This window comes from Streptomyces sp. ID05-26A, from assembly GCF_033794685.1.
Lineage (GTDB): Bacteria > Actinomycetota > Actinomycetes > Mycobacteriales > Pseudonocardiaceae > Lentzea.
In genome coordinates, this window is the sequence record NZ_JARAYZ010000005.1 from 60992 (window position 1) to 87160 (window position 26169).

General features: G+C 70.1%; 30 protein-coding genes and 1 pseudogene. 16 read left to right on the forward strand and 15 right to left on the reverse strand.

The window, feature by feature from the left end; translation table 11 throughout:
* The first annotated feature begins 23 nt into the window (after window positions 1-23).
* Complete coding sequence (locus PV646_RS34845) at window positions 24-887, forward strand: alpha/beta fold hydrolase (RefSeq protein WP_500346565.1); 864 nt, start codon at window positions 24-26, stop codon at window positions 885-887.
* Here PV646_RS34845 and PV646_RS34850 read toward each other — a convergent pair.
* The gene (locus PV646_RS34850; protein WP_500346566.1) at window positions 877-1782 is read right to left on the reverse strand and encodes a helix-turn-helix domain-containing protein; all 906 of its coding nucleotides are present in this window, start codon (window positions 1780-1782) and stop codon (window positions 877-879) included. The two genes, PV646_RS34845 and PV646_RS34850, sit on opposite strands and share 11 nt — an antisense overlap.
* A 34-nt stretch (window positions 1783-1816) precedes the next feature.
* Window positions 1817-3532, reverse strand: a complete 1716-nt coding sequence (locus PV646_RS34855) for a glycoside hydrolase family 99-like domain-containing protein (protein WP_500346567.1) — start codon at window positions 3530-3532, stop codon at window positions 1817-1819.
* A gap of 175 nt (window positions 3533-3707) precedes the next feature.
* Here PV646_RS34855 and PV646_RS34860 point away from each other — a divergent pair, with 175 nt between their 5' ends.
* Genes PV646_RS34860 through PV646_RS34875 form a run of 4 tightly spaced genes read left to right on the forward strand, consistent with a single transcriptional unit; the run spans window position 3708 to window position 6770 of the window.
* Window positions 3708-4271 carry a hypothetical protein gene (locus PV646_RS34860; RefSeq protein WP_500346568.1) on the forward strand — a complete coding sequence of 188 codons (564 nt, stop codon included), beginning with the start codon at window positions 3708-3710 and terminating at the stop codon, window positions 4269-4271.
* 5 nt (window positions 4272-4276) lie between these two features.
* Window positions 4277-5371: a sensor histidine kinase gene (locus PV646_RS34865; protein ID WP_500346569.1), complete on the forward strand. Its 1095-nt coding sequence runs from the start codon at window positions 4277-4279 to the stop codon at window positions 5369-5371.
* A complete protein-coding gene (locus PV646_RS34870) occupies window positions 5368-5991 on the forward strand; it encodes a response regulator transcription factor (RefSeq protein WP_500346570.1) in 624 nt (207 codons plus the stop codon). The genes PV646_RS34865 and PV646_RS34870 overlap by 4 nt, the downstream gene beginning before the upstream one ends.
* A gap of 32 nt (window positions 5992-6023) precedes the next feature.
* Window positions 6024-6770: an excalibur calcium-binding domain-containing protein gene (locus tag PV646_RS34875; protein ID WP_500346571.1), complete on the forward strand. Its 747-nt coding sequence runs from the start codon at window positions 6024-6026 to the stop codon at window positions 6768-6770.
* On the opposite strand, the gene PV646_RS34880 is transcribed toward PV646_RS34875, so the two are convergent.
* Window positions 6771-6923, reverse strand: coding sequence for a hypothetical protein (locus PV646_RS34880; RefSeq protein WP_500346572.1), 153 nt, complete (start codon window positions 6921-6923; stop codon window positions 6771-6773). It lies immediately after the preceding gene.
* A gap of 130 nt (window positions 6924-7053) precedes the next feature.
* Here PV646_RS34880 and PV646_RS34885 point away from each other — a divergent pair, with 130 nt between their 5' ends.
* On the forward strand, window positions 7054-7920 hold the full coding sequence (locus PV646_RS34885; protein ID WP_500346573.1) for a peptidase inhibitor family I36 protein: 867 nt from the start codon (window positions 7054-7056) through the stop codon (window positions 7918-7920).
* A 53-nt stretch (window positions 7921-7973) separates the two neighbouring features.
* Here PV646_RS34885 and PV646_RS34890 read toward each other — a convergent pair whose 3' ends face one another.
* On the reverse strand, window positions 7974-9200 hold the full coding sequence (locus PV646_RS34890) for a PucR family transcriptional regulator (RefSeq protein ID WP_500346574.1): 1227 nt from the start codon (window positions 9198-9200) through the stop codon (window positions 7974-7976).
* Window positions 9201-9375: 175 nt separating this feature from the next.
* Between PV646_RS34890 and PV646_RS34895 the strand changes: the two genes are divergently transcribed.
* From PV646_RS34895 to PV646_RS34920, 6 genes are read left to right on the forward strand one after another with little or no spacing between them, the layout of a single operon-like run.
* The gene (locus PV646_RS34895) at window positions 9376-9672 is read left to right on the forward strand and encodes a hypothetical protein (RefSeq protein ID WP_500346575.1); all 297 of its coding nucleotides are present in this window, start codon (window positions 9376-9378) and stop codon (window positions 9670-9672) included.
* Between the two features lie 12 nt (window positions 9673-9684).
* Entirely contained in the window at window positions 9685-10527 is an 843-nt protein-coding gene (locus PV646_RS34900) for an NYN domain-containing protein (protein WP_500346576.1), read from the forward strand.
* A 16-nt stretch (window positions 10528-10543) separates the two neighbouring features.
* Window positions 10544-11488, forward strand: coding sequence for an ABC transporter ATP-binding protein (locus PV646_RS34905; RefSeq protein ID WP_500346577.1), 945 nt, complete (start codon window positions 10544-10546; stop codon window positions 11486-11488).
* Complete coding sequence (locus PV646_RS34910) at window positions 11488-12225, forward strand: ABC transporter permease (protein ID WP_500346578.1); 738 nt, start codon at window positions 11488-11490, stop codon at window positions 12223-12225. The genes PV646_RS34905 and PV646_RS34910 overlap by 1 nt, the downstream gene beginning before the upstream one ends.
* Window positions 12222-13286 carry a sensor histidine kinase gene (locus PV646_RS34915; RefSeq protein WP_500346579.1) on the forward strand — a complete coding sequence of 355 codons (1065 nt, stop codon included), beginning with the start codon at window positions 12222-12224 and terminating at the stop codon, window positions 13284-13286. The genes PV646_RS34910 and PV646_RS34915 overlap by 4 nt, the downstream gene beginning before the upstream one ends.
* Window positions 13283-13885 (forward strand): response regulator, encoded by a 603-nt coding sequence (locus PV646_RS34920; RefSeq protein WP_500346580.1) that lies wholly within the window; start codon window positions 13283-13285, stop codon window positions 13883-13885. The genes PV646_RS34915 and PV646_RS34920 overlap by 4 nt, the downstream gene beginning before the upstream one ends.
* Window positions 13886-14044: 159 nt before the next feature.
* Here PV646_RS34920 and PV646_RS34925 read toward each other — a convergent pair whose 3' ends face one another.
* The gene (locus PV646_RS34925; RefSeq protein WP_500346581.1) at window positions 14045-14710 is read right to left on the reverse strand and encodes a DNA alkylation repair protein; all 666 of its coding nucleotides are present in this window, start codon (window positions 14708-14710) and stop codon (window positions 14045-14047) included.
* A 104-nt stretch (window positions 14711-14814) separates the two neighbouring features.
* Entirely contained in the window at window positions 14815-15336 is a 522-nt protein-coding gene (locus PV646_RS34930; protein ID WP_500346582.1) for an RICIN domain-containing protein, read from the reverse strand.
* Between the two features lie 157 nt (window positions 15337-15493).
* Here PV646_RS34930 and PV646_RS34935 point away from each other — a divergent pair.
* A pseudogene (locus PV646_RS34935) lies at window positions 15494-16126 on the forward strand (AfsR/SARP family transcriptional regulator); the annotation flags it as partial.
* An 874-nt stretch (window positions 16127-17000) separates the two neighbouring features.
* Here the strand turns inward: PV646_RS34935 and PV646_RS34940 are convergent.
* From PV646_RS34940 to PV646_RS34950, 3 genes are read right to left on the reverse strand one after another with little or no spacing between them, the layout of a single operon-like run.
* Window positions 17001-17366, reverse strand: a complete 366-nt coding sequence (locus tag PV646_RS34940; RefSeq protein ID WP_500346583.1) for a MerR family transcriptional regulator — start codon at window positions 17364-17366, stop codon at window positions 17001-17003.
* A gap of 6 nt (window positions 17367-17372) precedes the next feature.
* The gene (locus PV646_RS34945; RefSeq protein WP_500346584.1) at window positions 17373-17735 is read right to left on the reverse strand and encodes a hypothetical protein; all 363 of its coding nucleotides are present in this window, start codon (window positions 17733-17735) and stop codon (window positions 17373-17375) included.
* 35 nt (window positions 17736-17770) lie between these two features.
* Window positions 17771-18199: a hypothetical protein gene (locus PV646_RS34950; protein WP_500346585.1), complete on the reverse strand. Its 429-nt coding sequence runs from the start codon at window positions 18197-18199 to the stop codon at window positions 17771-17773.
* A gap of 61 nt (window positions 18200-18260) precedes the next feature.
* Between PV646_RS34950 and PV646_RS34955 the strand changes: the two genes are divergently transcribed.
* Complete coding sequence (locus PV646_RS34955) at window positions 18261-19001, forward strand: hypothetical protein (protein ID WP_500346586.1); 741 nt, start codon at window positions 18261-18263, stop codon at window positions 18999-19001.
* Here the strand turns inward: PV646_RS34955 and PV646_RS34960 are convergent.
* Complete coding sequence (locus PV646_RS34960; RefSeq protein WP_500346587.1) at window positions 18991-19212, reverse strand: hypothetical protein; 222 nt, start codon at window positions 19210-19212, stop codon at window positions 18991-18993. The genes PV646_RS34955 and PV646_RS34960 overlap by 11 nt on opposite strands.
* 95 nt (window positions 19213-19307) lie before the next feature.
* On the opposite strand from PV646_RS34960, the gene PV646_RS34965 reads away from it, so the two are divergent.
* Together PV646_RS34965 and PV646_RS34970 are read left to right on the forward strand one after the other, a co-directional pair.
* Window positions 19308-22046 carry an ATP-binding protein gene (locus PV646_RS34965; protein WP_500346588.1) on the forward strand — a complete coding sequence of 913 codons (2739 nt, stop codon included), beginning with the start codon at window positions 19308-19310 and terminating at the stop codon, window positions 22044-22046.
* Window positions 22047-22218: 172 nt separating this feature from the next.
* Window positions 22219-22791 carry a dihydrofolate reductase family protein gene (locus PV646_RS34970; protein ID WP_500346589.1) on the forward strand — a complete coding sequence of 191 codons (573 nt, stop codon included), beginning with the start codon at window positions 22219-22221 and terminating at the stop codon, window positions 22789-22791.
* Here PV646_RS34970 and PV646_RS34975 read toward each other — a convergent pair.
* From PV646_RS34975 to PV646_RS34995, 5 genes are read right to left on the reverse strand one after another with little or no spacing between them, the layout of a single operon-like run.
* A complete protein-coding gene (locus PV646_RS34975; RefSeq protein ID WP_500346590.1) occupies window positions 22773-23681 on the reverse strand; it encodes an EamA family transporter in 909 nt (302 codons plus the stop codon). The genes PV646_RS34970 and PV646_RS34975 overlap by 19 nt on opposite strands.
* A gap of 13 nt (window positions 23682-23694) precedes the next feature.
* On the reverse strand, window positions 23695-24327 hold the full coding sequence (gene upp, locus PV646_RS34980) for a uracil phosphoribosyltransferase (RefSeq protein ID WP_500347062.1): 633 nt from the start codon (window positions 24325-24327) through the stop codon (window positions 23695-23697).
* Between the two features lie 29 nt (window positions 24328-24356).
* Window positions 24357-25019 (reverse strand): HAD family hydrolase, encoded by a 663-nt coding sequence (locus tag PV646_RS34985; RefSeq protein WP_500346591.1) that lies wholly within the window; start codon window positions 25017-25019, stop codon window positions 24357-24359.
* Complete coding sequence (locus PV646_RS34990; RefSeq protein WP_500346592.1) at window positions 25016-25936, reverse strand: pseudouridine-5'-phosphate glycosidase; 921 nt, start codon at window positions 25934-25936, stop codon at window positions 25016-25018. Before PV646_RS34990 ends, PV646_RS34985 begins: the two co-directional genes overlap by 4 nt.
* 7 nt (window positions 25937-25943) lie before the next feature.
* Entirely contained in the window at window positions 25944-26168 is a 225-nt protein-coding gene (locus PV646_RS34995; protein WP_189158774.1) for a tautomerase family protein, read from the reverse strand.
* Window position 26169: the final 1 nt, after the last annotated feature.

A 26169-nucleotide genomic window follows, 5' to 3' on the forward strand; every position in this document is an offset into this window, starting at 1 on the left:
GGGTTCTCGGCATGGTCAATCACATGAATCCATTGCGCCGCAAGAAGATCGCTGCATCCGCCGCGGTCCTGCTGGCTGCCTCGCTCGCCGCGTGCTCGGCACCGGCCGCCGAGAGCGCGCCCTCGTCCACCACTCACAAGGTGACGAACGCCGAGCACGAGGTGGTCTTCCACGTGGTGGACGGGAAACTGCCCGCCCTGGTGCTGGACGCGGGCGGTGGGCTGAGCTCGTCGTACTGGAAGGACCTCGCGCCGCGGCTGGCGAAGGCCACCGGGTCGAAGGTGATCACCTACGACCGTGCCGGTGAGGGGGAGAGCGACGAGGTGTCGGGGCCGTGGCGGGTCGAGAACGCCGTGTCGGACCTGGAAGCCGGGCTCAGGGAACTGGGGGTGACCGACGACGTGGTGCTGGTCTCGCACTCGATCGCCGGTGAGGTCGCCACGAACTTCGTGAACAAGAACCCCGGCTGGGTGTCCGGTGCGGTCCTCGTCGACGCGAACGTGCCCGACTTCTTCACCGACGGGATGCTGACGGCGTTCGCGCCGGTCATCGAGAAGCAGAAGGCCGACCTGCTGGCCCAGCCGTCCACGAAGAAGAACCGCCAGCTGCTGGCCGTGATGGCCGACTACGCACCGGTCCACCGCGTCTTCCACCGGCTCGCCTGGCCGAAGGACGTGCCGGTGACCGCGATCGTCGCGTCCCAGACCCCGTTCGTCGACTCACCCGAGGCGGCACAGCTGTGGCGGGACGGCCAGGCGCGGTTCGCCCAGGCCGGACCGAACCGGAAGCACGTGGTCGCCGAGAACACCTCGCACGAGGGGATCGTGACCGAACGCCCGGAGGTCGTCACCGGTGCGGTGGACGATCTCCTGAAGATCATCCGTTAGCGGCCCGCAGCGCAGTGGCCAGCCACTGCAGGTCTTCGGTGGCGTCCGGCGCGCTGCGTTGTCCCCGGACGCGGCCGACGAGGACGCGATACCGTTCCGCGCCCGCGTCGATGCCCGCTTCCAGGGATGTCAGCACCGCGTTCAGATCGGCGTCCCGGAACATGGTGGAGATCAGCTCGGCCGCGGCGGGGGTGTCGGGGCTGATGCCGTTCTCCCTGGCCTGTGCGACGTTGTTCACGACCTGCCGGGCCCACCAGATGGTCGCGCCGGGCGGTGCCTGCTGGCCTGGGATCGGGGTGTTGAGTGCCAGGAAGGTGCCCAGGCGGGTGCGGAAGTCCGGGTCCTGCACGAGTTCCGCCAGCTCGATCCAGGCGTTCACCTGGTCGGGCGTGGGGTCTTCCGGCAGGTCGATGCGGAGTTGTCGCACCTTCTCGCGGAGTGCCGGGTCGATGTCGAGGCGGTCGAACACCTCCGCCTTGAAGTCGTCGATGATCTGTACGCGTTCAGCGGTCGAGAGCCTTGCCAGCCGGTTCATCAGTGCGGTCTCCTCGAGGGTGGATCGGCGTTGCGACACAGTGGACAGAACAGCCCGGCTCACCTTCAGGGCGCGGATCTGCGCGTCGATCGCGGTCACGTGGGCCTCGGCGACCTCGGCGAACGATGCGCCGCGTTCGAGCACGCGGCGCACGTCGTCCAGTCCCAGGCCCAGCTCGCGCAGGGTGTGGATGAGCTCGACGCGGACCACGCACGCGGCGTCGTAGAGCCGATAGCCGCTTGCCGAGCGGCCCGCCGGGGTGATGACCCCCTCGTTCGACCAGAAGCGCAGCGTGCGGGCCGAGATGCCCGTACGGCGTGCCAGCCGGCCGATGGTGAGGAGGTCGGTGTGTTCGTCCATGGGATGAATCCTCGACCTTGCAGCCGCTGGAAGGTCAAGGGGTGCAGCCGACGCCTTTCCTGAGGTGCAGTTCGGCCCGGACGGCGTCGAGGTACGTGCAGCCGTCACGCTCGTTCGGTTCGATGGCGCCGCCTTCGTGCCATTCGTTCCACGCGTACAGCAGCACGATGTTGTCCACTGTGGATGGGCGGGTGGAGGCGTCGACGTCCGCCCTGACGTCGGCGAGGAGTCTGCTGAACGCGGCCGGTGACTGGTCCTCGTACCAGCGGAAACTGGCGTGCAGCTTGGCCCTTGCCTGCTCGGGTGTGTCGGCCGGGAGGACCGGGTCCGGTTTGCTGATGCCGATCCTGGGGCGTTCGTCGAAGTCGGAGGTGGCGCAGCGGATCAGGGAGTTCGGGATCGTGGCGAACCAGCGTCGTTCCGCGGCCACGTAGTTCTCGTACGAACCGGTGGCGCTCCAGCGGCCGGGGCAGTAACTGCCGTCCAGGCCCTGTTCCGGCTTGGGCGCACCGTTGTCGGTGGTCATCATGATCATGACCTCTTCGCCGAGCCGTGTCCTGGCACGGGTCTTCACGGCGTCGGAGAACTGGCGGACCGCCGCGTTGTCGATCGTGTTGTTCTCGCTGGTGTCGTTGGGTTTGCCGATGCCGCGGACGTCGCAGAGCTGGAGGATCGGGCGGCCGTCGTTGGCGCGCAGGATGTTCGGCTGGCTCAGGTAGTCGTCGACGAGGATCTCGGCGGCCCTGTCGATCTGCTCGGCCGGCATGCGCAGGGTGCCGCCCGCGCCGCCGCGCCAGGGGTGGATGCAGGGGAGGACGGTGAACTTCAGGTCGGCGCGGTTGCTCGCGGCCAGGAACGCGCGGAGTCCGGCGGCGTACTGCTCGGTCGCGGCGCCGGGGTTCCAGTACCAGTAGAACGCGAAGTGGTCGAGGCCTGCGCCCGCCGCCTGGGCGATCTGCCGTTCCAGGGTCTCCGGCCTGGAGTCGTCGTAGTAGCCGATCGAGGGCTTCAGGTGGGAGAAGTCCTCGTCGGGCCAGTGCTTCACCGCCTTGGGGTTGCGGTCGTGGGCGTGGCGGACACCGCCCCACCAGTCGTCCTTGGCGTCCGGGCCGTAGTACTGCTCGATGCGGTCCATCATCGAACGGTTGCCGTTGGCGTCGAACGTGCCGAAGTAGATCGCCCCGGCGCGGATCCACCTCGGGTACACGTGGCCCAACGGGCCGTCGACCTTGTCGTAACCGAGGGCGCGCATCGCGTCCAGTTGTGAGGCGAGCACCGGTCGCCAGGAGTTGGCCAGGCCCTCCTTGCGCACGCGGTAGAGGATCTCCGTGCCGGGTCGCGGCGTGGAGAACGCGTGCCCGATGACTCCTTCGTAGTGGAACTGCGGGGTGGAGCCGGACGTCAGGTCGTCCCGTTCTCGCACGGACGCGGTGAGCAGGTACGCGCCCTGCTTGCGCAGCCGGAAGATCGGTTGAGAACCGTCGAACGCCTGCCGCTGGAGGTAACCCACCCGTGCGTCGGCGCGCAGGCGCATGCCGTGCCGGCTGACCGCCGCCTGCATCTCGGCCTGGGACAGCGTCCAGAACATGCCCTGGTCGCCGGGCGTCGACAGCTCCAGCAACGGCACCGGATCGGTGACCTTGTTCTCCGAATTCGCACTCGCCGCGGCGGGCGGTGGAGTGGTCGAGGTCAGCGTTGCGAGTGATGCCGCAACGGCGACCGCTGTCAGCAACGAGAGGTGTTTCCGCACGGTTCGCATCGTGCAGCAATCGAGGTGGAGGTGGGTGGGGGAGCGGGGATTCGGCGACTGCGGTTGCCCACCTCCGGCACGTGCCGAACGGCACCCCGCGGGGCATGACCTGTGGCGTCCGGAGTGGCCGGTCGGGACTCCTGGGCACGGCGGTGGCGTCCCTAGCGTCGACGGCGTGACGGACAACAAGATCTTCTTGCCGAGGTTCGGTGCTGCGTGCGGGGTCGTGCTCGCGTTGTCGATCGGGGTGCCGGGGGCCGTGGAGGCCTTCACCGGGGAGACCGCGCTCACCAGTGCGGTGATCGGGCTGGGGACGGCGTTCGGGGCGCCCGCCGTGCTGGCGTTCCACGGGCATCAGGCGCACGCGTCCGGGCGGTTCGGGGCGTTCGCGTTCGGTGCCAACGTGCTGGGGCTGGGGGTGTTCACCGGGGTGGCCTTCGCGTTGAACCTGGTGATCTTCTTCCTGGAGCCGGGCGGGCTGGCGCCGCTGACCCAGGTGGTGGTGAAGGCCGGGTCCCTGGTGTTCGTGGCCGGCACCGTGTTGTTCGGGGTGTCGATGGTGCGAGCCAGGGTGTTTCCCGTGGTGCCGGCGTGGGGGTACGGGATCAGCTTCGTGTTGCTGGCCGTGTTCGCGGTGCTGCCGGACACGCCGGTCTCCGCGGTGGTGCACGTCGTGTGCGCGGTGGTGCTGGTGTGGCTGTCGAAAGCCGTGTGGTCGGCGCGTTCGGCACTAGCCTGAGCGGCATGTACACCTCGCGGCCGGCGTTCTGGGTTTCGCCGGTGATGTGCGCCGCCGTGCTGGTCGCGGGGGTGTACGCCGCGCTGTCCGGGCTCGGTGACACCAACGTGCCGTTGCTGGTCGGTGGGCTCGCGGTGCTGGTGGTCGTGGACCTCGCCGAGTTCCGGCGGTATCCGGTGCGGACGCCTCGGCGGGTGGCGGCGGGGTTGTTGGTGTCGCGGGCCGCGCTGTACGTCGGACTGGCCGTTGTGGACGGATCCGGGCTGGCGCGGCTGTTGTTGTTGCTCGTGCCGTTCACGGCCTACTTCGCGTTCGGGCGGGGTGTGGCGATCGGGCTTGCTGTGGCCTGTCTGGCGGTGGCCGTCGTGAGCACCCCTGGCTGGTACGCGCACGTCGAGCAGGTGTCGGACCTGGTGATGTTCGTCGTGGGGCTGGTGCTCACGATCACGATGGCCGCGGTGGCGGTGCGCGAGCGCGACGGCCGGATCCGGTTGCAGGAGTCGCATCGGACGGTCGCGGAGCTGTCGGCCGCGGCGGAACGGGCGAGGGTCGCCAGGGACCTGCACGACGACCTCGGGCACCACCTGACGGCGATCGTCGTGTTGCTGGAGAAGGCTTCCGCGTTCCACGAGCGCGCACCGGACACGGCGAAGGCCGCGGTGCTGGACGCCGAACGGTCCGCGCGGCGGGCGTTGGGCGAGGTGCGCGAGTCGGTCCGGTCGCTGCGGTCGTTCCACCTGCCGGCCGCCCTGGACGAACTCGTTGCGGGGCAAGGAGATGTGACGCTGACGGTCAGCGGTTCGCCCGAGTCGCACGACACCGGCTCGCTGCACGCGTTGTACCGGGCGGCGCAGGAGGGCATCACGAACTCACGCCGGCACGCCGCCGCCACGCGCATCGACGTGGCGGTCGAGCTCGACGCCGAGCGGGCGCGGCTGACCGTGGCCGATGATGGACGGGGCATGGGCGCTGCGGCGGAGGGGTTCGGGTTGCTCGGGATGCGGGAACGGGTCGCGCTGGCCGGCGGGCGGGTCGACCTCGCCAGCACGTCGGCCGGCACCCGGCTGACCGTCACGATTCCCGTTGCGGGGACGGCATGACGCGCGTGCTGGTCGTCGACGACCAGCGGCTGATCCGCGAGGGCATCGCGTCGTTGCTCGGACTGCAGCCCGGCATCGAGGTCGTCGGCACGGCCGCGGACGGGCACGAGGCCGTCGAGCAGGCGGTGGTGCTGGCGCCGGACGTGGTGCTGATGGACGTGCGGATGCCCGGCCTCGACGGGGTCGAGGCGGTGGCGTTGCTGCGCAGGCGGGCACCGGCCTGCAAGGTCGTCATGCTGACCACGTTCGACGACGAGGACTACGTGGTGCGTTCGCTGCGTGCGGGCGCGACCGGGTACCTGCTCAAGGACCTGCCGTCGCAGGAACTCGCGGCGGCGGTCAAGCTGGCCGCGGCGGGCGTGGCCCAGTTCGACCCGGCCGCGGCGGCCCGGCTGGCGGCAGTGCTGGAGCGGTCGGACAGTCATCGCGAACCGCTGACCGTGCGCGAGGTCGAGGTGTTGCGGCTGGTCGCTGTCGGGGCCACGAACAAGGAGATCGCCGAGCGGCTCTTCCTGTCCGAGGGCACGGTGAAGAACCACATCTCGCGCATCCTCGGCAGGCTCGGGTTGCGGGATCGCACGCAGGCCGCGCTTTATGCGCAGTCGAATGGACTTGTGTAACGAGGTGCGGCGATGGCCGCGATGTGGCGGCCATGACCGTTTTCTCGAAGCTGGCCAAGGAAGCCGCGATCGTGGCCGGTTTCCTGTTGGCGGTGTCCGCCTGTGGCACTGAGGCACCCGCGAATCTTGCTGCCGACGTGTCCACCGCGACGACCACCACGACCACGACCATCACGACGATGACCGCGCCGCCACCGGTGACGGTGGAGTCTGTTGTGGACGGACGCACGGTGTTGTTGTCCAACGGTGCCAAGGTCGTGCTCACCGGGCTCGCTCAGCCCGGTGAGTGCTGGGCGGCGTCGGCCGTTGAGTTCGCGACGAAGACGTTGGTGGGCAATCCAGTCCAAACCGCAGTGCTGAGCCTGCCGGCTCAGACCATGACGTCGAGTCTGATGCTGGCCGATGGCAAGGACTACGCGGTACTCGCGGCGAGTCAGGGTGTCGCTCGCGCAGTCGCCGGTGTGAACTCGGCAATCGAGGTCGCGGAGACCACCGCCAAGCAGGCCTCGCTCGGGTTCTGGGGACCGTCGTGCGGTGGGCTCGACGTGAAGCCCGCGCCCGCACCGGTGGCACCGCCGGTGGCGCCGAAGCCCGCACCGCAACCCGTTGTGCCGCAGCCGAAACCGCAGCCGGCGCCCGCGCCACCCGCTCCGGCGCCCGCGTACTACGCGAACTGCTCCGCTGCGAAGGCCGCCGGTGCGGCGCCGCTCTACCGGGGCCAGCCCGGCTACGGCTCGCACCTCGACCGCGACGGTGACGGCGTGGCCTGCGAGAAGTAGCTAGAACCCGCGCTCCAGCACCTGCCGCGCCTCCCGCACCTCGCGGTCGGCCTCGGCCTCCTCGAGGGCGCCGGGGAGTGGGTTGGTGTCCTTCTCGGCCACCCACTCCTCGGGCTTCGGACGGTCGGGCAGCGCGTTCCACCTGTCGCTCATGGCTCCAGTGTGCCCTGACAAATCGGTGGCTGCCGGTGTCAGCGGGATGTCAGCGGCGCTCGGAATTCTCTGGCTCGACGAAGCTCCCCCCGACCAGGCCGGGGAGCCTGTGGAGCGAAGAAGGTCAATCGTGCTGAAGAAGTTCACGTTCGTGGCACTGATGGGTGCGCTGGTCAGCGCGTCCTTCGGTGCCGGTGTCGCCAACGCGGCGACCGACCGCAACGGGTCGTGTGAGACCGGGGAATTCTGCCTCTACTACAACAGCGACAACGCCGGGTCGGTGTCCGACTTCGCCGGCTCGATCGCCGACTACGGTGACTCGCAGCCGAGCTGCTACGACTTCAAGAGCGCGGGCAACGGGCAGGGCGTGTGCGTCAAGAACAACGCCGCCTCGGTCTGGAACAAGACCAGCAAGGCCGTCACCGTCTTCTACAACAGCAACTACGGTGGCGCGAAGCAGACGTTCGCGGCCGGCGCCAAGGGAAACCTCAAGGCCGAGCTGAAGAACGAGAACGCCTCGCACCGCATCGGTGACGCCGGCAACGACCCGGACCCGTCGCCCGGCACCTACCCGACTCCGGCCACCAACAACGAGCCCTCCCAGGCCGTTCGTGCGCCGCAGGCGAGCAAGCGGACCGCGTTCGTGCGCACGCAGATCTCCACGCTGACCGGTGAGAAGCAGTGCTACGTGGGTGACTACCGCTCGGGTGAGTCCTCGACGAGCAACCACAACACCGGCAACGCGCTCGACTGCACCATCTCGAACGCGATCGGCCAGTACCCGAACGCCACGCAGAAGGCCCAGGGCTGGAAGCTCGCCTACTGGCTGCAGAAGCACGCCGTGAAGCTCGACGTCCGCTACGTGATCTGGCAGGGCAAGATCTGGAGTGTCGCCCGTGCGTCCGAGGGCTGGCGCAACTACACCGCCGGCGGCGGTGTGACCGGTGGTCACTACGACCACGTCCACGTCTCGATCCAGAACCCCTACGGCGACTGATCTGAGCCGTTGACAAGGCGAGCGCACTCCGGTGCGCTCGCCTTGTCGGCATTTCAGGACCTGAGGTCGTGCACGATCAACGACGCCGAGAGCAGGCGGATGTCAGTCGGGTCGGCCGGGTTGTAGCCGGTGAGCTCGGCGACGCGGCGCAGCCGGTAGTTGAGCGTGTTGCGGTGCAGGTGCAGCTCGTCGGCCGTGCGGTGGCGGTTGTGGTCGCTGTTGATGAACGTCCGCAGCGTGTGCAGCAGGTCGGGGTGCTCGGCCAGCCGGTCCATCACGCGTGCCAAGCGCTTGCGGCCCGGGCCGGGGCGGCAGAGCTGGTACTCGAGCAGCACGTCGTCGAGGACGTACGCGCCGGGCGGGCGGCCCAGACGCTGGGCGAGTTCGGCGATGTCCGCGGCCTGCCGGGCGGCCGCCGGGATGTCCTCCCGGCTCTCCGCCGCCGCGATTCCGCCTGTCAGGCCGGTGCCGGCGGCGGTGAGGAGGTTGCGGACGAGTTCGGCGGCCACCTCCATGTCGTTGTCGATCTCCTCGGCTGACGTCGGCAGCAGCACCGTTCCGCCGTCGTGGTCCAACGCGGAGAGGGCGTGCTTGGGCAGTTCGGCCCGTAGCCGTCGCACCAGCCCATGGACGGCCAGGCGTGCGTCGGCGCCGTCGGCCACTGACGGTGCCTCGACGCGCACGGCGACCACGACGTGGTGACCGGACAGTTCCAGCCCGATCCGTTCGGCGAGCGGCTCGGCCTCCCTGCCGGTCAGCAGGGCCGCCACCAGCGCACGACCGGCTTCGCGGCGTTCGGCGTGCAGGGCCTGCTGCTCGGCGAGGTACGACCCGGCGACCGCGGGCACCGCGACGCTCAGGTACCGCAGCAGCGCCGGCACCGTCGCGAGCAGGTCCGGAATCTCCTCGGGCTCGGCGACCGCGGCCATCGCCTCCCAGCCGACGGTCGCGGCGACGTGGTAGGTGCTGAGCACGATGTCGAGGGGGACGCCCTGCTGGGCGCGCCGGACCGCCGTGGCGATCTGCATGTCCAACTCCTCGGGCGCGGGTGGCCGCTGTTCTCGCAGTGCGCGCAGGAAGACCTGCAGGTGACGGGTCACGGCCTCGGTGATCTCGCGGTCGACGAGCTGGTGCGGCAGCTGCCGGTACGTCGCCGATCTGGCGAAGAACGCCTCCAGCACCTTCTCGGCGATGCGCGGGATCTGCGTCGCGGCACGGTCGTAGAGCGGTGCGGCGGGGTTCGGGGCGGGGATGTCGACCACCGCCAGAGGCTTGCGCATCCGTCGGCCGCAGGCGATAGCCCGATCCGGTCCTTCTCGGCTGGCCGAGTGCACGAAAGAGGGACGCTCATGTTGTGCACGTGCCCGAAGGTTTTGACCCTATCGAGTGACGACAGGTGGGGTCGGCCACCGCGCACAGCCACAATCGGATGTTGTGAGCGGCGTCGAGGAATGCATGAAGTTGTTGCTGCGCAGGGGGTTTCAACGGACCGTGGTGCGTGATCGCTTCACGTGCGTCAACGCTGTGATGTTCAGACGGGTGTGGCGGGGCACCAACGAGACGGTGCTCGCGTACTCGGAGTCGGAGGCCCTGGCCTATCGCGTGGCCGAGGGCGACGCGGACCCCACGGACCCGTTCGTCGTGGATCCCGACCTGACGATGTGGCAGTGCGGGGGCGAGTTCCTGGACGTCGCGGGGCAGCTGCTGGAGTTACCGGCCGTGCCTGGTCACTCCGCTTTCGGGGGGAAGTAGTAATCTCTGCTGGTGGGTGAGACCGTCCGGATCGGAGTGTTCTACGACGGCACGTGGTTCGCCTATCTGAGCGACTTCTACGCGACAGCGCACCCCAGGGGAGCGCGCGTTTCCCTCGACGGCCTGCACGACGCGGTGCGCTGGTACGTCCACACTGAGACGGGTCGTCCGCTGGACGAGTGCGTGGTCGCCGAGGCGCACTACGTTCGCGGTCGCATCGACACCCCCGCTGAGTCGTTCGACCGGGCACTGGCCGCGGCCGGCATCACGCGGCACGACCTGCCGCTGCACAACGGCAAGGAAAAAGGCGTCGACGTCCTGCTCGCGCTGGAGGCGTGGGACCGGGCGATGACGGTGCCGCTCGACTGGGTCGTCCTGCTGACCGGTGACTCCGACTTCTCCCCGCTCGCGTCCAGGCTGACCGAACGCGGTGTGCACGTGATCGTGCCGGTGGTGGACATCAGGACGGTGCAGGCGCCGCCCGCCTGGACCCCGCGCACGGCCGCACCGCTGCGGGCCGCGACGCCGTTCACGCCCGGTTTCGACGAGCTGTTCGCCCCCGGTGACCAGGCCGACTACCCGCTGCGGCGCGCGTTCGTGCGGTCGTCGCAGGCGGTGGCGTCGCCGGTCGGAGCGCCGCGCGGACGCCGCAAGGGCACCGTGGCGACGTGGAAGACCGGGCAGGCGCACGGCTTCATCACGGACACGCGCGGCGGGTCGTGGTTCGTCTCGCGCGACGAACTGCCGGCCGGGCTGACGCTGCTGCTCGCGGGCACGCCGGTCTCGTTCACCGGGTCACCGGCCCCGATGCCCGGCCGCAAGTACCCGAGGGCGCAGGCCGTCCGGCCCGAATGACTTTTGTCATCCGGATGTGGTGACGCCGCTTCACTACTGGCGCGAGCCCGCGCCGACCAGGCTCAACGCCATGGAAACGGTGCTCGAAGTACGGGGAGCGCGGCACAACTACGGTGCCACGCAGGCGCTCGACGGCGTTGATCTCGACGTCGGCGCGGGGGAGTGCGTGGCGCTGCTCGGGCCCAACGGCGCGGGCAAGACGACGCTGGTGAACCAGGTGATCGGGCTGCTGCCCGCCAAGGCAGGTTCGGTGCGCGTCCGCGGTGGTGATCCGCGCGTCGCGTCGACCCGCCGGCAGCTCGGCGTGGTGCAGCAGTCGCTCGGGTTCCCGAACACGCTGAAGGTGTCCGAGCTGGTCACGGGGGCCGCAGTGCGCGCGGGGAAGCCTCGTGCGGCGGCCGGGCCGGTGATGGCGGAGCTCGACCTGACCGAACTGGCCGGGCGGCGCGCGTCGAAGCTCTCGGGTGGTCAGAAGCAACGGCTGCAGCTCGCGATGGCCCTGGTCGGCGACCCGGCGTTGCTGGTGCTGGACGAACCGACCGCGGGCCTCGACGTGCCCGCCCGCAAGCGGTTCTGGCAGATCCTCGCCGAACGGCGTGAGCGCGGGACGGGCGTGCTGCTCACCACGCACCTCATCGAGGAGTCCTCGGCCGTCGCCGACCGCGTCGTCGTGCTCGCTCACGGCCGGGTGCTCGCCCAGGGCACGCCCGACGAACTGGTCGCGAAGCTGCCCGACCGCACGGTGATCGCCCGGACGGGTCTCGGCTTGGAGCGCCTCCAAGCGCTGCCGGGTGTCGTGTCGCTGCGCAACGACGGTGACCACGTCCACCTCGGCACGCGGGCACCGGAGGCATTGCTGCGGGTGCTGCTCGTGGAGGACCCCGGCCTGACCGACCTGCGGGTCGAGGGCGCCGGGCTGGAAGAGGCAGTGGCCGGTCTGATCGAGAGGGGTGCCGCGTGATGAACACCAAGGTCTTCGGTGTGGAGCTCACGGACGAGCTGAGGGGTATCGTCCGCGAGCCTGCCGCCCTGTTCTTCTCGATCGTCATGCCGGTCGCGTTCTTCGCGCTCTTCGTGTCGCTGTTCGGGAAGTTCAGCGCCGGCGGGGTGTCCGCGGGCACCACGATGCTCGCCACGTTCGGCACGTTCGGCGCGATCTCGGTGGTGCTGATGAACCCCGGCATCGGCGTCGCGGCCGACCGGGAACGCGGCTGGCTGAAGTCCAAGCAGGTGTCCGCGGTGCCGATCGGGGTGACGCTCGCGGCGAAGGTCGTGGCGGCGCTGCCCTACGCGGCCGGGGTGCTGATCGCGATGACGGTGACGGCGGCGCTGACCGGTTCGCTGAACGCGCCCCTGCCCGCGTTGCTGCGGCTGCTCGTCGTGCTGCTGGTCGGCTCGCTGCCGTTCGCGTTGCTGAGCCTGGCGATCGGGTTCCAGGTCGGCGCGGGTGCGGGTGCCGCTCTGCTCAACGCGCTCCTCATCCCGACGTCCGTCGTGTCCGGACTGTGGATGCCGCTCGACATCATGCCGGCGTTCTTCTTGGACGTGGCGCGGTTCCTGCCGAACTACCACCTGTCCCAACTCGCTCGTGCGCAGCTCACCGGTGGTCCCGTGTTCACACATGTGCTCGTGTTGGTGGGCTTCGCGATCGTGGCTGCGGTGCTCGCGGCCGTGTCGTATCGTCATGCGCGGTCATGAGAAAAAACGTGGGGGTCTCCCGCTGGTTCCACCTGATCTACCTCGGGAACCTGTTGTGGGCGCCGGTGTTCGACCCGGCCGTGGACTGGGCGGACTGGGCGCTCGTCGCCGCCGTGGTCGTGGCCTTCGTCCCGATGTACGTGCTGTCGTGGAGCCGTCCTGAACTGGTTCGCCGCTGGTGTCTCGTGCCGACGGTCGTGCTCGGCGCGCTGGCGACCCCGTTCAACGCCGGCGCCGCGGTGCTCTTCGTGTACGCGGCGGTGTTCGCGGGCCTGTCGGAGTCGCGCCGGGTGGCGATGCGGTGGTTCGTCGGCCTGTCCGCGCTGATCTGCGTGTTCGGCGTGGTGTCGGTGGTCGAGATGCCGTACCGGGTGTGGGCGCTGCTGCCGTCGTTGATCTTCCTGTGGGTGGTCGGCCTCGTGCAGGTCGAGTGGGCCGAACGAGAGCGCGAGGGCTCCGACCTGCGCATCCGCACCGCACGGGTCGAGCACCTCGCCACCCTCGCCGAACGGGAGCGCATCGCCCGCGACCTGCACGACCTGCTCGGCCACACGCTGACCGCGATCATCCTGCGTGCTCAGCTGGTCACTGCGGACCCGTCGCGGGCGAAGGAGGAGGCGGCGGAGATCGAACAGGCGGCCCGTGCGGCGCTGGGCGAGATCCGCGACGCCGTCACCGGGTGGCGCAGCGCGTCGCTCGAGACCGAACTGGAGGCGGCGCGTGCCGCGTTGTCGAGCCTCGGCGTCGAGGTGACCGTGCACAGGGATCCGGAGCTGGTGATCGTCGGCTCGACCGAGCACGAACTGGCGCTCGCGTTGCGGGAGGCCGTGACGAACGTGGCCCGGCACGCGCGCGCCAAGAAGTGCCACATCGGCGTGGAGGCCCGCGACGGCGAACTGCGGCTGGTGATCGCCGACGACGGTGTGGGTGGGCATGCGGTGGAGGGCAACGGGCTGACGGGCATGAGGGAACGGATCGCCGCACTGGGCGGCCTGGTCGCGCGGACGGTCTCGGCGGGCACCACCGTCACGATCGCCGTCCCGCTGAAGGTGGCGACGTGATCAGGGTCGTGCTGGCCGAGGACCAGGCGATGGTGCGCGGGGCGTTCGCCCAGCTGCTCGACCTGCAACCCGACGTCGCGGTCGTCGCGACCGCGGGCGACGGCGACGAGGCCCTCGCGGCCGTCGCGGAACACCGGCCCGACGTGCTGCTGACCGACATCGAGATGCCCGGCCGGACCGGCCTGGACGTCGCCCAGGCGCTGAGCGAGCGCGGTGACACGACCCGCGTCCTGATCTTCACGACGTTCGCCCGCAGCGGGTACCTGCGGCGCGCGATGGACGCCGGGGTCGCGGGGTACGTGCTGAAGGACGCGCCGATCGCGGACCTGGTCTCGGCGCTGCGCCGCGTCCACGCCGGCGAACGCGTCGTCGCGCCCGAGCTCGCGATGGCGGCGTGGGACAGCGCGGATCCGTTGACGCCGCGCGAACGTGAGCTGTTGCAGGAGGTCACGACCGGCGCCAGCAACGCCGACATCGCGGCCCGGCTCAACCTCGCCGAGGGGACGGTCCGCAACTACCTGTCGACGGCGATGGCGAAACTGGGCGCGCGCAACCGTTCGGAAGCCGCCAACACGGCTCGTGAGCGTGGCTGGCTCTAGTGGTGTGGCTCGGAACGTTGCCGGGGGAATTCGCGGTCAGACGGGTGCATCGTGGTGTCGCCCCCACGTCCTCGTACTGGTTGTACGGGGGCGTGGGGGCGGCGCCGCGAGGCGCCCTGCTGAGCGTGGATTACCTCGCCAACGGTCCGGGTCGCACCACTAGCCCTTGCGCCGCACCATCTCGTTGATCCAGATCGGCGCGAACGGTGACGTGCAGTTCGGCGGCGTCGGATAGTCCTTGAGGACCTCCAGGCGTTCGCCGATCTCGATCGCCCGCGCTCGCAGCGAGGGGTGTTCGATCCCGATCTGTGCCAGGCAGTGGTTCTGCGCCCACTGCAGACGCTGCGGGGCGGCCTTCATGTCCTTCTCGACGAGGTCGAGGAGACCGTCGAGGTCCAAGCCCTCGGGCTGCTTCGCGACGCGGTCGATCGTCAGCGCCCAGCCCGCGCTCGCGACCACCGGGTCCGGGTCGTCGAACCACAGCACGCGCAGTTCTTCGGCGTGCGGGTTCTTCTTCACCACGTAGTTCACGAGCCAGTCGTGCACCTTGGGGCGCTTGGCCTCGCGCAGCATCACGTCGAGCTGGTCGTGGGAGAACGCCTTGGGGCGGCAGATCAGCAGCGCCAGCAACCTCGCCGCCGTGTCGCCCGTTGCCCACAGCTCCAGCGCCAGGTCCTGCCGGGTCTTGAGGCGTTTCGCGATCGCGCGGAGCTTGCCGAGGTTCACGCCGTGGTCGTCGCCGTGCTTCTCGTTGACCGCACGGGCTTTCGGATCGTCGAGCGCGGCCAGTTCGGCCAGCAACTCCGCCACCGTGTCGTCCGCCACCGCTCGACCTCCCGTTCGCCACCGACGCCCGACAGCCTACGAGCCGGAACGCCGGAAGGCGGGTTGTGCCTCCGGCAAGAGGCACAACCCACGTGAGGGGGCGATCAGCCGATGGTGAAGAGCTGCGCGCGGTGGGTGACGCAGGTGTCCTGGTGCAGGATCGACTTGTCCTCGAAGTCGCGGTCCTCGATGTCGAGGCACAGGCCGCTGTGACGCGCCCGGAACTTCTTCGCGCCGGAGTCGGTGGTTTCGACGAGGAACTGCTGGTTCCACTTGGTGGCACTGCAGGTGTACTGGACGGCGTCGGCGGTCCGGTCCTGGCTCGAGTCCCAGATGTCGATGCACTTGCCGCTGTGCGCCACCTTGATCCGCACGGCGCCGCTGCCGTCACCGACCTCCTCGAGCGCCCACTGCTGGTGCGACTTCGACGCGTTGCAGGTGTACTGCAGGATCGCGGCCTTGTCGGAACGGCTGCCGTTGGCGACGTCGAGGCACTTGGCGCTGTTGGAGTTGCGGAGCAGGTCGTAGGTGACGGCCGCGGACGAGGTGCTCGCGCCGGCGAACGCCACCGCTGCGGCGGTCAGCGCGATCGCGGCGCCGGTACGGCGAAGAAGCGTCCTGGACATTGTGCCCTCCGAAGGTCTGGCTGATCTGTTGTGGACGACCTAACCCGTCCGGTGTTCGGCAGGGATTCGGGAACTGTGTGATCGGCTGCTCAGGGGAGTGTGGTCAGTGGAGTTCGGACTGCTCGGCGATGTCGAGGTCCGCGTGGGGGACCGGGTCGTGGACATCGGTCACGCCCGGCAGAGGTGTGTCCTGGCGGTGCTGCTGGTGGAGGCGAACCGGCTGGTGCCCGTCGACGTGCTCGTGGACCGGGTGTGGGGTGAGGACGTGCCGCATCGGGCGCGCAACGCCGTGGCCGGGTACGTGTCGCGGCTGCGGCAGGTGCTCCCGGGCGTGCGGATCGTGGGCCGTCAGGGCGGGTACGTGCTGACCGCCGACCCGATGTCCGTCGACCTGCACCGGTTCGAGTCGCTCGTGCGTCGTGCACGAGTGGAATCCGATGCCGTTGCGCTGCTGGACGAAGCACTCGGACTGTGGCGCGGTGAACCGTTCTCCACTGTGGACACACCGTGGCTGGCAGGCGTGCGGACGGCGTTGGAGGCGAGGCGGTTCGCGGCGTTGCTCGACCGCAACGATCTCCTGCTGCGCCTGGGAGGGCACGCGGAACTGCTGGCGGGCCTCGAAACGACGGCGGCGGCGTTCCCTCTGGACGAACGGCTGGCCGGGCAGGTGATGCTGGCGCTGTACCGCTGCGGGCGGCAGGCCGACGCTTTGCTGCGCTACGAACGGATCCGGCTGCGACTGGCCGACGAACTCGGTGCCGATCCCGGGCCGGAGCTGCGGGCGGTGCACCGCCGGATCCTCACGGCGGACTTGGCGCCGCCCCGGTGGATGCCCGCGCCGCCGCGGTCGTTCGTGGGGAGGGAACGTGAGCTCGCCGCGCTGGACGCGGTGGCGGACAGGCAACTCGTGACCGTGACGGGCACGGCCGGAGTGGGGAAGACCGCGCTGGTGCTGCACTGGGCTCATCGGGTCGCCGAGCGGTTCCCGGCCGGGCAGCTGCACGTGAACCTGCACGGGTTCGGGCCGGGCGGGGAGGTGGCGCTGCCCGAGACCGCGCCGGGCCGGCGCCTGGTCGTGCTGGACAACGCCAGGGACGCCGACCAGGTCCGGCCGCTGCTGGCCCGGTTCCCCGGCTGTCTCGTGGTGGTGACCAGCCGCGACCGGCTGACCGGCCTGGTCGCCGTGGACGGCGCGCACCCCGTCGCGGTGGGCCTGATGTCCACAGAGGACTCACGGGCGTTGCTCACGGCGAGGCTCGGCGTGCTCGGCGACTCGGCGGCCGAGATCGTCACGTGCTGCGCCGGCCTGCCGCTCGCGCTGACCGTCGTGGCCGCGCGCGTCGCCTGCACCGGGTTCTCGTTGCGGGAGATCGCCGCCGAGTTGCGCGGCGGGCTCGACCCGTTCGACGGCGGCGACTCGGCGACGGACCTGCGCCGCGTGTTCTCCTGGTCCTACGACGCGCTGGGACCGGACGCGGCGCGGCTGTTCCGGTTGCTCGGCCTGCACGCGGGCCCGGACATCTCCGTCGAGAACGCCGCTGCCCTGTCCGGAACGCCGCTGGTCCGGCCGTTGCTCGCCGAACTCGCCCAAGCGAACCTGCTCGCCGAACACCGCCCCGGCCGGTACTTCCTGCACGGTCTGCTGCGCGCCTACGCCGCCGAACTCAGTCGCTCAGCGCCGCGACCACAGGGCACTGATCGCGCACGCCGTTCTCGGCGACGTCCAGCAACGCGAGCCGCACCCGGTCCAGATCGTTCATCCGCTGCTCGATCTCCGCGACCTTGCCGGTGATCACGTCCCCCACGTCGGGCGTGGTGGAGGCGGAGAGGAGCTGCTCGACCTCGGTGAGCGTGAAGCCGAGCCGGGCCGCGCGGCGGATGAACCTCAACCGCTTCAACGCTTCCTGGTCGTAGTGGCGGTAACCGCCGTGGGACCGGGTGGTCGGCACGACGAGGCCGCGGCGCTCGTAGAACCGCACCGTGCTGATGCCCACCCCGGCGGCCCGGGCCAGTTCGGATATGCGCACCACCGGAAACTACCTCCGCAGCAGCGCGCGCAGCTGCGCCACGCCCCAGAACAGTTCCAGTGCCAGGAACACCGCGATCGCCGGCGTTTCGCCCTGCCACAGCGCCCACGCGAACCAGCAGCTGAACAGTGCACGGCCGAGGGTGTCCGCGGTGATCAGCAACCGTTCGGGACGGAGCCACCGGACGATCGACCACATCACCACGACCGTGCCGAACAGCGTGGCGAACATCCGTGTAGCGGTGGTGTGGGGCGTGCCGAGCAGGTCCATCGCGAGTGCGCCGGTCCAGGGCGTCACGAACGCGACGCTCGCCACGAAGTCGTACAGCGCACCGGCTTTGCCCCAGCGGGCGACGTGATCATCTCTGGTCATGCCGATCACGATGGACTCTGCACCGTGGTGCAGAGTCAAGTCCGCTTGCGGGTCAGCCAGAGATAGCCGGTGCCCATCACGACGACGACCACGCCCGCGCCCCACAGGGTGAGGATCCCGAGACCGCGGTGGTCGCGGCGGATCTGGTGCGAGTGGACGCCCTCGGCGTCCCCGATGTCGTACGCGGGCACGATGTCGCCGGGGCCGAGGTGTGCCGGGAGATCGACGTCCAGTCGGACCTCCTCGCGGATCACCTCGCCGTCCTCGCTCGTGAACCTGCCGTCCGGGCTGATGCAGCCGGTGCGGGGAGCGCAGGAGAAACCCTCGCCGACCACGTAGGTGCCGGGCCTGCCGATGTCCAGGGCGGCCACGGCACCCAGCCACGCGCTCTGCGCGCAGAACAGCGCCAGCAGGAACCCCACGACCACCGACGCACCGACCACGCCACGGTGTGAATCGTCCACCCGCCACCCCCTGTCCCCACTAACGTTGCCAGGCGAGGGTTCGTTGAGCCGAGGGGGACGTGTGACCGGCCAGATCGTCCGCCACGCCGGCCTGATCGAGGCCGTGCGCGTGCGGTTCGCGGCCGTGCACAAGGCGAGCGCGGTCGTCGTCGGCGACGAGACCGTGTACGGGCGGCTGTGCCGGTGGGTCATCCACCCCGTCCTGGAGAAGCACGCCCGGCAGGACGAACTGGTCGCCTACGTCGAGGAGAACCTGCGCCTGATCGTGGCCGGGCTGTACGACCTCTACGGCGTGCGGGCGCCTCGGCCGGACCTCGTGCGCGAGGCCGCCGTGCCGTCGCTGGTCGAGCCGGTCGAGGACTCGGCACGGGCGGCGATGGAGCAGATCGGGCCGTTGCGGGACGTCCTCGACGACCTCACCGGGCTGCCGGACGTCATCGCCGCGCACGCGATGACCTGGTACAACATCTCGGCCGAGCAGCAGGACATGGCCGACGAGCTCGAAGACCTGCTGGAACTCGACGCGCCCGAGTGGACCGGCGCCGAGGAGCACCTGCGGTTGATGGGGCACAACATCGACGCGATCCGGGGGCTGAGCTCGGTGTCGGCGGCGTTCGGGGAGATCACCGAGAGCGTCGGGGTGCTGGTCGCGCAGACCCGGCGGCTCGTGCGGGAACTCGTGATCGGCCTGGCCGTGGCGCCGACGGACGCGACGCTGTGGCGGCTCGCGTGCCGGATCGCGGTGTACGGGGTGGCGCTCGACGCCACCCTCACGCACCTGGAGGACCGGCTCAACGGGTAGCGGCCTGGCGAGCGCGCCGGCGGGCGAGCTGCGGCAGGAACCACATGTAGACGCCCGTCCCCATCAGGACGAACAGCGGCAGCAGCGGCACGTACGACACCCAGATCGCCTCGGCGTTCACGGTGAGCGCGACCGCCGTGAACACGACGGTGGCCATGAAGACCATGCTCACGACGCGGTGGAACTGACGGATTCCCTTGCTGCCGGCCATTTTCCTCGTCCTCCCGGTTGTTGGTGAGGACAACGGTAAGAGCGCGGGCTCAGCGGTGCTTCTCGATTCCTGACCGGCTAGTACGCTCGGGCGCCATGCAGTTCCAGTCCCCGGTGCTGGTCGGTCGTGACGAGGAGACCTCAGCACTGCGGGCCGCGGTCACACGGGCCGAGCACGGTCGCGGTGGCGCGATGTTCCTGGTGGGGGAACCGGGCATCGGCAAGTCGCGACTGGCCTCCGAGATCGCGGGGCACGCCTCGCGACGCGGATTTCGCGTGCTCAAAGGACGAGCGAGCCGTGCGGTGCCGCTGAGGGCGTTGTGCGAGGCCGTGTTGTCGGCTTTTCGCAGGGTGGCGCCGGACGAGGAGCAGCTCGGCGCGTACCTGCCCGTGCTGGTGCGGATGACCCCGGACGCGCCCGCCGGTGTGCCGGACCCGGCCGTGGTGCGGGCCGAGGCGGTCCTGCGGCTGGTCACGGCCGAGAAGACCGTGCTGGTGCTCGAAGACCTGCACGAGGCGGACGGCGAGACGCTGGCCGTGGTGGACTACCTGCTCGACAACCTCGCGGACGAATCCGTGCTGCTGGTGGCGACGTTGCGGCCGCATCCCGACGGTGCGCACCGGCTCGCCGACGAGGCCACCGCGCGCCGGGTGGCCGGGACGGTGAGGCTCACCGGGCTGACCGGGGACGAGGTGGCCGAACTCGCGCACCACTGCCTCGGCGAACCTGCCCCGGACGACGTGCTCGCCCAACTGGTCAAGGTCTCCGACGGCGTTCCGTTCGTCGTGGAGGAGCTCCTCAACGGCGACCTGCGGGCCGTGCCGCCCACGGTCGCGGCCGCCACGTTGCAGCGGGTCGACGCGCTCGGACCGGAGTGCGTCGCGGTGCTCGAAGCCGCCGCGATCTTCGGGCGGACGTTCCCGCTCGACGTCGTCACGGCCGTCGCGGGCAGGTCGGCGGACCTGTTGCAGGCCGCCGAACGCGCGCAGCTCACCGAGGGCCCGCAGTTCCGGCACGCCCTGACCGCCGACGCCATCACCGGCCGGATGACGCCGACCGCACGGGCGACGCTGGCCCGCCGCGCCGCGCACGCCGTGGAGGCGTTGCGGCCCCGCGAACTAGAGCTCGTCGCCGAGCTGTGGGAGGCGGGTGGCGAGACCGCGAAGGCCGTGGGGTGCCTGGCGAAGGCCGGACGGCAGGCCGCCGCGCTCGGCCGGTTCGGCACGGCCGTGGAGCTGCTCGAACGCGGCCAGGCGCTGACCGCGGATCCCGATCTCACCGCCGACCTGCTCGACGCGCTCGCCGCCGTCCTGCCACTGGCCGCGGTCGTCGTTCCGGCGGACGACGGCGCACGGGCCTTCGCACTGGGAGAACGGCTCCAGCAGGCCCTCACCGCGGCGCACGCCGAGCCCGAACGCCGTGCGGCCGTCCGGCTCGCGCAGGCCGGGGTCGCCGCCGTCGCCGGTCAGTGGGAGCGCGGCCTCGACCTGCTGGCGGCGACGAAGGAGACCACCCCGTCCGTCGACGTCGTCAAAGCGGCGCTCCTGCTCGGCCTCAACCAGCTCGACCTCCTGCCCAAGGCCCGGGCACTGGCCGAACGCGCCGCCGCCACGGGCACACCGGAGGTCGTCTGCGAAGCACTGGAGGTCCTCACCCGCTGCACGAGAGGGCAGGACCTCGCGGAGGCGCGGCAGCACATCCAGCGCTGGCTCCACACGGCCGAACAGCACGGGCTCGCGGCGTGGCGGCTGCGGGCGTTGCTGGAGCTGGGGATCACCGACAAGTACCTGACGATCGGCGTCGACACCCTGCTGGCCGCCCGCCAGGCCGCGCTCGACACCGGGGCGATCGTGATCCTCATCGCCGCCGACCTGCACCTGGGTGGCACCTACCTCGTGCGCGGTGAGTACGAGGAGGCCGCGCGGTACGGGGCCAGCGCCGGGGAGGCCGCGCGGAAACTGGGCCTGCACGCGCTCGAAGCACTCGCCGTCGCGATCGAGGCCGGCATCGCGTCCATGCACGGCGATCGCAGGGCGACCGACAGGGCGCTGGCGTGGCTGCGTGAACGCGGCGGTTCGGAGGAGATCTGGTCGTACAGCTCGGCTGTCTGCGCGTTGATGGAGGAGCGGTACGACCGGGCGCTGGCCGAGTTCGACGAGGTGGAGAGGGCTGTCACGGAACCGCGCATCCTCCGCGGCACCTTCTACCAGGGGCCGCGGCTGCTGGTGCGGGTCGCGCACGGCCTCGCGGGCCGGCCGGAGTACGAACGGCTGGCCGAGTCGCACCTCTCCCAGGTCCGGTTGCACCGCACGTACTTCGCGTGGAGCCACGCGATCCTGCTGGGTCGCGAGGGCCGGACGGCGCAGGCCGACGCGGCGGCGGCCGAGGCGCTGGAACTGAGCGCCGGTCTCGGCCTGCCCCGTTACCTCGGCCTGCGGCTCGCCGGGCCGAGAGCGCTGGCGGACGGCTGGGGTGAGCCGGTGCGGTGGCTGCGTGAGGCCGAGGAGTACTTCCACCGGACCGGCGTGCCCGCCGTCGCCGCCGCCTGCCGGGCCGTCCTCCGCGAGGCGGGCGCACCGCAGCAACGTCGGCGCCGCGACCACGACACCGTGCCCGCCGAGCTGCGCAAAGCCGGCGTCACGGTCCGCGAGTACGAGGTGCTGAGGCTGGTCGTGGAACGGTTCGGCAACGCCGAGATCGCCGAGCGGCTGTTCCTGTCCCCGAGAACGGTCGAACGCCACGTCGGGAGCCTCAAGTCCCGCACCGGCTGTCAGAGCCGGGCTGACCTCATCACCCACGCCCGCCCGCTAATTGGGGGCTCTGCCCCCATGTGAGCGGCTCGACCAGCGGGAAGACTCCCCGAGCAGACCGGCGGCGCTGGACTCGGAGGGGTGTTCAGCGCCGCCGTCACGCATGTCGCAAAATCTCCTGGCGCGAGATGTCGATTTCCGCCATCTCCCGTTCGACGCACTGATGACAGCAAGCGCGAACACCGAGGAGAACTCCATGCGCACCCTGATCGCCACCGCTTTCGTCTCCCTCGACGGCGTCATCGAGGCGCCCGGTGGCGAGCCCGGTCACCGCAGCTCCGGCTGGACCTTCAAGGACATCGAGTTCGACGAGGCCGCCTACGAGATCAAGGGCCGCGAGCAGGAAGAGGCCGCGGCGATGATGATGGGCCGGGTCAGCTACGAGGCGTTCTCCCCGGTGTGGCCGACGCTCGACTACTTCCCGCAGTACAACGCGATGCCGAAGTACGTCGTCTCCAGCACCCTGAAGGACGACCAGCTGGTCGACAACTGGGGTGACATCACGATCCTGCGGTCCCTGGACGACGTGGCGGCGCTGAAGGAGACCGAGGGCGGCCCGATCTCCCTCCACGGCAGCGCGACGCTCAACCGCAACCTCTCCGACGCGGGCCTGATCGACCGCTACCACCTGCTGGTGTTCCCGGTGCTGCTCGGCGCCGGCAAGCGGCTGTTCAGCGCGACCGACAAGGACAAGCAGCAGCTCAAGGTCGTGGAGAGCGAGTCCTACGGCAACGGCATCCAGAAGCTCGTCTACGACGTCGTGCGCTGAAGTTCGCGTTCCGGTTCCAGCACCGGCTTCTTCGTCGGGGTGAGTTGCACGAGGACGATCGACCCGATGAGGACCAGCGCGCCGACGAGTTGGAACGCCGACAGCGTCTGACCGAGGAACACCAGTCCGAGCACGGTGGCGATCAGCGGGCTGCAGAAGCCGAGGAACGACAACCCGATCGCGGGCACCCGGTCGGTGCCGCGGAACCAGACCGAGTAGCCGAACAGGGAGCCGAGCACGATCAGGTAGCCGAAGCCGAGCACGTTGGTGCCGGTGATCGTGCTCGGGAGGCCCTCCAGCAGGAAGAGCGCGGGCAGCAGCACGAGCCCGCCGGCCGTGAGCTGCCAGCCGGTGAACAGCAGGACGTTGACCTCGGCCGGGCGCTTCCAGCGCTTGGTCAGCACGATGCCGGACGCCATGCTGACCGCGCCGCCCAGCGCCGCCAGCACCCCGACGAAGTCCAGCTGTGCCGTGGCTTTCAGCACCAGCAACGCGACACCGGCGGTGGCGGCGAAGCAGGCGAGCACGTGGGGGAGCCGGATCTTGTCGCCGAGCACCAGTGCCGCCAGCCCCAGCATGATCACCGGCTGGACCGAGCCGACCAGGGCCGCCACCCCGCCGGGCAGCTTGTAGGCGGCGACGAAGAGCAGGAAGAAGAACGCGCCGATGTTGAGCGTGCCGAGCACGAGCGCACGCCACCACCAGATGCCCGTGGGCAGGATCCGGCCGAACAGCAACAGGATCAGGCCCGCTGGCAGCGCGCGGACGACCGAGGCCAGCAACGGCCGGTCGGGCGGCAGGAGCTGGGTGGTGACGATGTAGGTGCTGCCCCAGATCATCGGCGCCAGCGCCGTGATCGCGGAGTCGGCCAGCAGCCGGTTGCCCTTCATGGTCGTGCCCCCGTCACTTGTCGGTGCCGAAGAACCGGTCGCCGAAATCGCCGATGCCGGGCAGCATGTAGGCGTTCTCGTCGAGCCGTTCCTCGATCGCCGACGTCACGATCCGCACCCGCGGGAAGCGCGAGCACACCGCCTCGATGCCCTCCGGCACCGTGATGAAGGTGACGAAGACGATGTTCTCTTCTAACACTCCCCGGTCGAGCAGCACTTGAATCGCCTCGTTGGCGGTGCCACCGGTGGCGAGCATCGGGTCGAGCAGCAGCACGTGCCGTGACGCGATGTCGTCCGGCAGGTTGGAGTAGTAGAGCTTCGGGAGCTTGGTCTCCTTGTCCCGCTGGATGAGGATCTTGCCGATCCGCGCGCCCCGCACGACCGCGCGCAGCCCGGCCTCCATGCTCTCGCCCGCGCGGATGATCGGGACGCCGACGAGCTTCTCCGCGAACCTCAGTCCGTGGTAGGTCGCGCCGACCGGGGTGGTGACGTCGTGCGGTGCGAACGGCAGCAGGCCGAGGCCGGCCTCGATCAGCAGCCGGTTGATCCGCTCGGTGTAGAAGACGAAGTCCTCGCGGGACACGTCCCGGTCGCGGACGATCGTGTGCATCGCGCGCAGCTGGTCGTTCTGCGGCAACAGATGCACGTTCTTCTCGAGGTAGGCCTCGATGGAGATCACGAGCACTCCTTGACGGCGGCCACGACCCCGGCGAACGAGTCGACGAGCCAGGTGGGGTTGGCGCTGAGCAGTTGGTCGACGCTGTGCACGCCGTAGGAGACGCCGACGGATGCCATGCCGGCTCCGTGCGCCATCAGGACGTCGTGCGTGGTGTCCCCGACCATGACGGCGTTCCCCGGTGCCACGCCGAGCTTGCGCAGCACCAGGAACCCCGACTCCGGGTCCGGCTTGGGTTTCGAGACCTGGTCCGCGCCGACGACGACGGAGAACTCCTCGCGCAGACCGGCGGCGGTGAGCAGCGCCTCGGCGTTCACGATGAACTTGCTCGTCGCGACGGCGAGCAGGAAACCGTCCTCCCGCAACGACTGCAGCCCGTCGTACACGCCGGGGAACACCAGCTGCGTGGCCATCGGCAGCACGATCCTGCGGAACGTCGACTGGTAGAGCTCGACGCAGGACGCGACGACCGGTTCGTCCTCGGGGAGTCCGAGCACCTTCGCGAACGCGGCCGGCAGCGGCAGCCCGATCGTGCCGCGGATGGTCGCGGAGTCCACTGTGGGCAGGTCGAGCTGGGTGAACACGGCCGCGAACGTCGTGACGATCCCGCGCGGGGTGTCGACCAGCGTGCCGTCCAGGTCGAAGATCGCGCAACGACTCATGACGAGAACTCCTTCGCGTGGGCGGCGGCCAGCTCACCGGCGACCTCGGCGGTGCTGATCAGCACCGCCATGTTGGCCTTCGCGGAACGGCCCTCCGTCGCCCGGTCCACTGCCCGCATGAGGTACTTCGTGATCGCCTGCCCCGACACGCCTTCGCGTTCGGCTCGGGCGACGGCCTCGGTGATCACCGCCTCCACCTCGGCGCCGTCGATCGCGTCCGCGTGCTTCGTCGGTGTGGTGACGAGGAACGAACCGGGATTGCCAAGCGCCCAGTGGTTCTCGATCGCCTTCGCCAGCACCAGCGGGTCGTCGACGCGGTGCGGGGCGCGCAGACCGCTGGACACGCAGTAGAACGCGGGGAAGTCGTCCGAGCGGTAGGCCACGACCGGAACGCAGTGCGTCTCCAGGAACTCCATCGTGAGCCCGAGGTCGAGGATGTTCTTGGCACCCGCGCAGACCACCGCGACCTTGGACCGGGTGAACTGCACGAGGTCCGACGAGACGTCCATCGTCCGTTCGGCACCTCGGTGCACGCCGCCGATCCCGGCCGAGGAGAAGAACTTCAGCCCCGCCAGTTCCGCCGCGATCACCGACGACGCGACGGTCGTCGCGCCCATTCCACCGCGGGCCAGCACGATCGGCAGGTCGCGGCTGCTGACCTTCGGGATCCCCGGTGTGGACGCGAACCTCTCGATGTCGGTCTCGGTGAGGCCGATGAGGATGCGGCCGTTGTCGATGCCGATCGTGGCCGGCACCGAGCCGCTCGCCCGGACCGCGTCCTCGACCCGGCGGGCGGTCTCGGCGTTGTCCGGGTAGTCGAGGCCGTGCGTGATGACGTTGGACTCCAGCGCCACGACGGGCTGCCCCGCCGTGATCGCCTCGGCCACTTCCTCGCTGTAGACAAGGGGAATGTTCATCGGCACCTCAGTAGCTCGGGGTCTTGCGCAGGAGGTGGTGACGTTCCACGATCTCCGGCGCGTAGACCTGGTCCTGCCACGCCTGCGGCCCGACCGGCTCCAGGGCGATGGACACGACGCCCTCGTCGCAGCCGAACGCCTTGGTCACCGCCTCGGTGATGGCCGTGACCAGCTCGGACGCCTGCTCGTCGTTGAGCGGTGCAGGGAAGTGCTTGATGTTCACGTGCGGCATC

What these genes read in the sequence shown, in the direction of transcription:
- PV646_RS34845 (WP_500346565.1), top strand. Translation starts at nt 24, where the DNA reads ATGAATCCATTGCGCCGCAAGAAGATCGCTGCATCCGCCGCGGTCCTG.
- PV646_RS34850 (WP_500346566.1), bottom strand. Translation starts at nt 1,782, where the DNA reads ATGGACGAACACACCGACCTCCTCACCATCGGCCGGCTGGCACGCCGT.
- PV646_RS34865 (WP_500346569.1), top strand. Translation starts at nt 4,277, where the DNA reads ATGTACACCTCGCGGCCGGCGTTCTGGGTTTCGCCGGTGATGTGCGCC.
- PV646_RS34870 (WP_500346570.1), top strand. Translation starts at nt 5,368, where the DNA reads ATGACGCGCGTGCTGGTCGTCGACGACCAGCGGCTGATCCGCGAGGGC.
- PV646_RS34875 (WP_500346571.1), top strand. Translation starts at nt 6,024, where the DNA reads ATGACCGTTTTCTCGAAGCTGGCCAAGGAAGCCGCGATCGTGGCCGGT.
- PV646_RS34880 (WP_500346572.1), bottom strand. Translation starts at nt 6,923, where the DNA reads ATGAGCGACAGGTGGAACGCGCTGCCCGACCGTCCGAAGCCCGAGGAG.
- PV646_RS34890 (WP_500346574.1), bottom strand. Translation starts at nt 9,200, where the DNA reads ATGCGCAAGCCTCTGGCGGTGGTCGACATCCCCGCCCCGAACCCCGCC.
- PV646_RS34895 (WP_500346575.1), top strand. Translation starts at nt 9,376, where the DNA reads ATGAAGTTGTTGCTGCGCAGGGGGTTTCAACGGACCGTGGTGCGTGAT.
- PV646_RS34910 (WP_500346578.1), top strand. Translation starts at nt 11,488, where the DNA reads ATGAACACCAAGGTCTTCGGTGTGGAGCTCACGGACGAGCTGAGGGGT.
- PV646_RS34915 (WP_500346579.1), top strand. Translation starts at nt 12,222, where the DNA reads ATGAGAAAAAACGTGGGGGTCTCCCGCTGGTTCCACCTGATCTACCTC.
- PV646_RS34930 (WP_500346582.1), bottom strand. Translation starts at nt 15,336, where the DNA reads ATGTCCAGGACGCTTCTTCGCCGTACCGGCGCCGCGATCGCGCTGACC.
- PV646_RS34945 (WP_500346584.1), bottom strand. Translation starts at nt 17,735, where the DNA reads ATGACCAGAGATGATCACGTCGCCCGCTGGGGCAAAGCCGGTGCGCTG.
- PV646_RS34960 (WP_500346587.1), bottom strand. Translation starts at nt 19,212, where the DNA reads ATGGCCGGCAGCAAGGGAATCCGTCAGTTCCACCGCGTCGTGAGCATG.
- PV646_RS34965 (WP_500346588.1), top strand. Translation starts at nt 19,308, where the DNA reads ATGCAGTTCCAGTCCCCGGTGCTGGTCGGTCGTGACGAGGAGACCTCA.
- PV646_RS34970 (WP_500346589.1), top strand. Translation starts at nt 22,219, where the DNA reads ATGCGCACCCTGATCGCCACCGCTTTCGTCTCCCTCGACGGCGTCATC.
- PV646_RS34975 (WP_500346590.1), bottom strand. Translation starts at nt 23,681, where the DNA reads ATGAAGGGCAACCGGCTGCTGGCCGACTCCGCGATCACGGCGCTGGCG.
- PV646_RS34985 (WP_500346591.1), bottom strand. Translation starts at nt 25,019, where the DNA reads ATGAGTCGTTGCGCGATCTTCGACCTGGACGGCACGCTGGTCGACACC.
- PV646_RS34990 (WP_500346592.1), bottom strand. Translation starts at nt 25,936, where the DNA reads ATGAACATTCCCCTTGTCTACAGCGAGGAAGTGGCCGAGGCGATCACG.
- PV646_RS34995 (WP_189158774.1), bottom strand. Translation starts at nt 26,168, where the DNA reads ATGCCGCACGTGAACATCAAGCACTTCCCTGCACCGCTCAACGACGAG.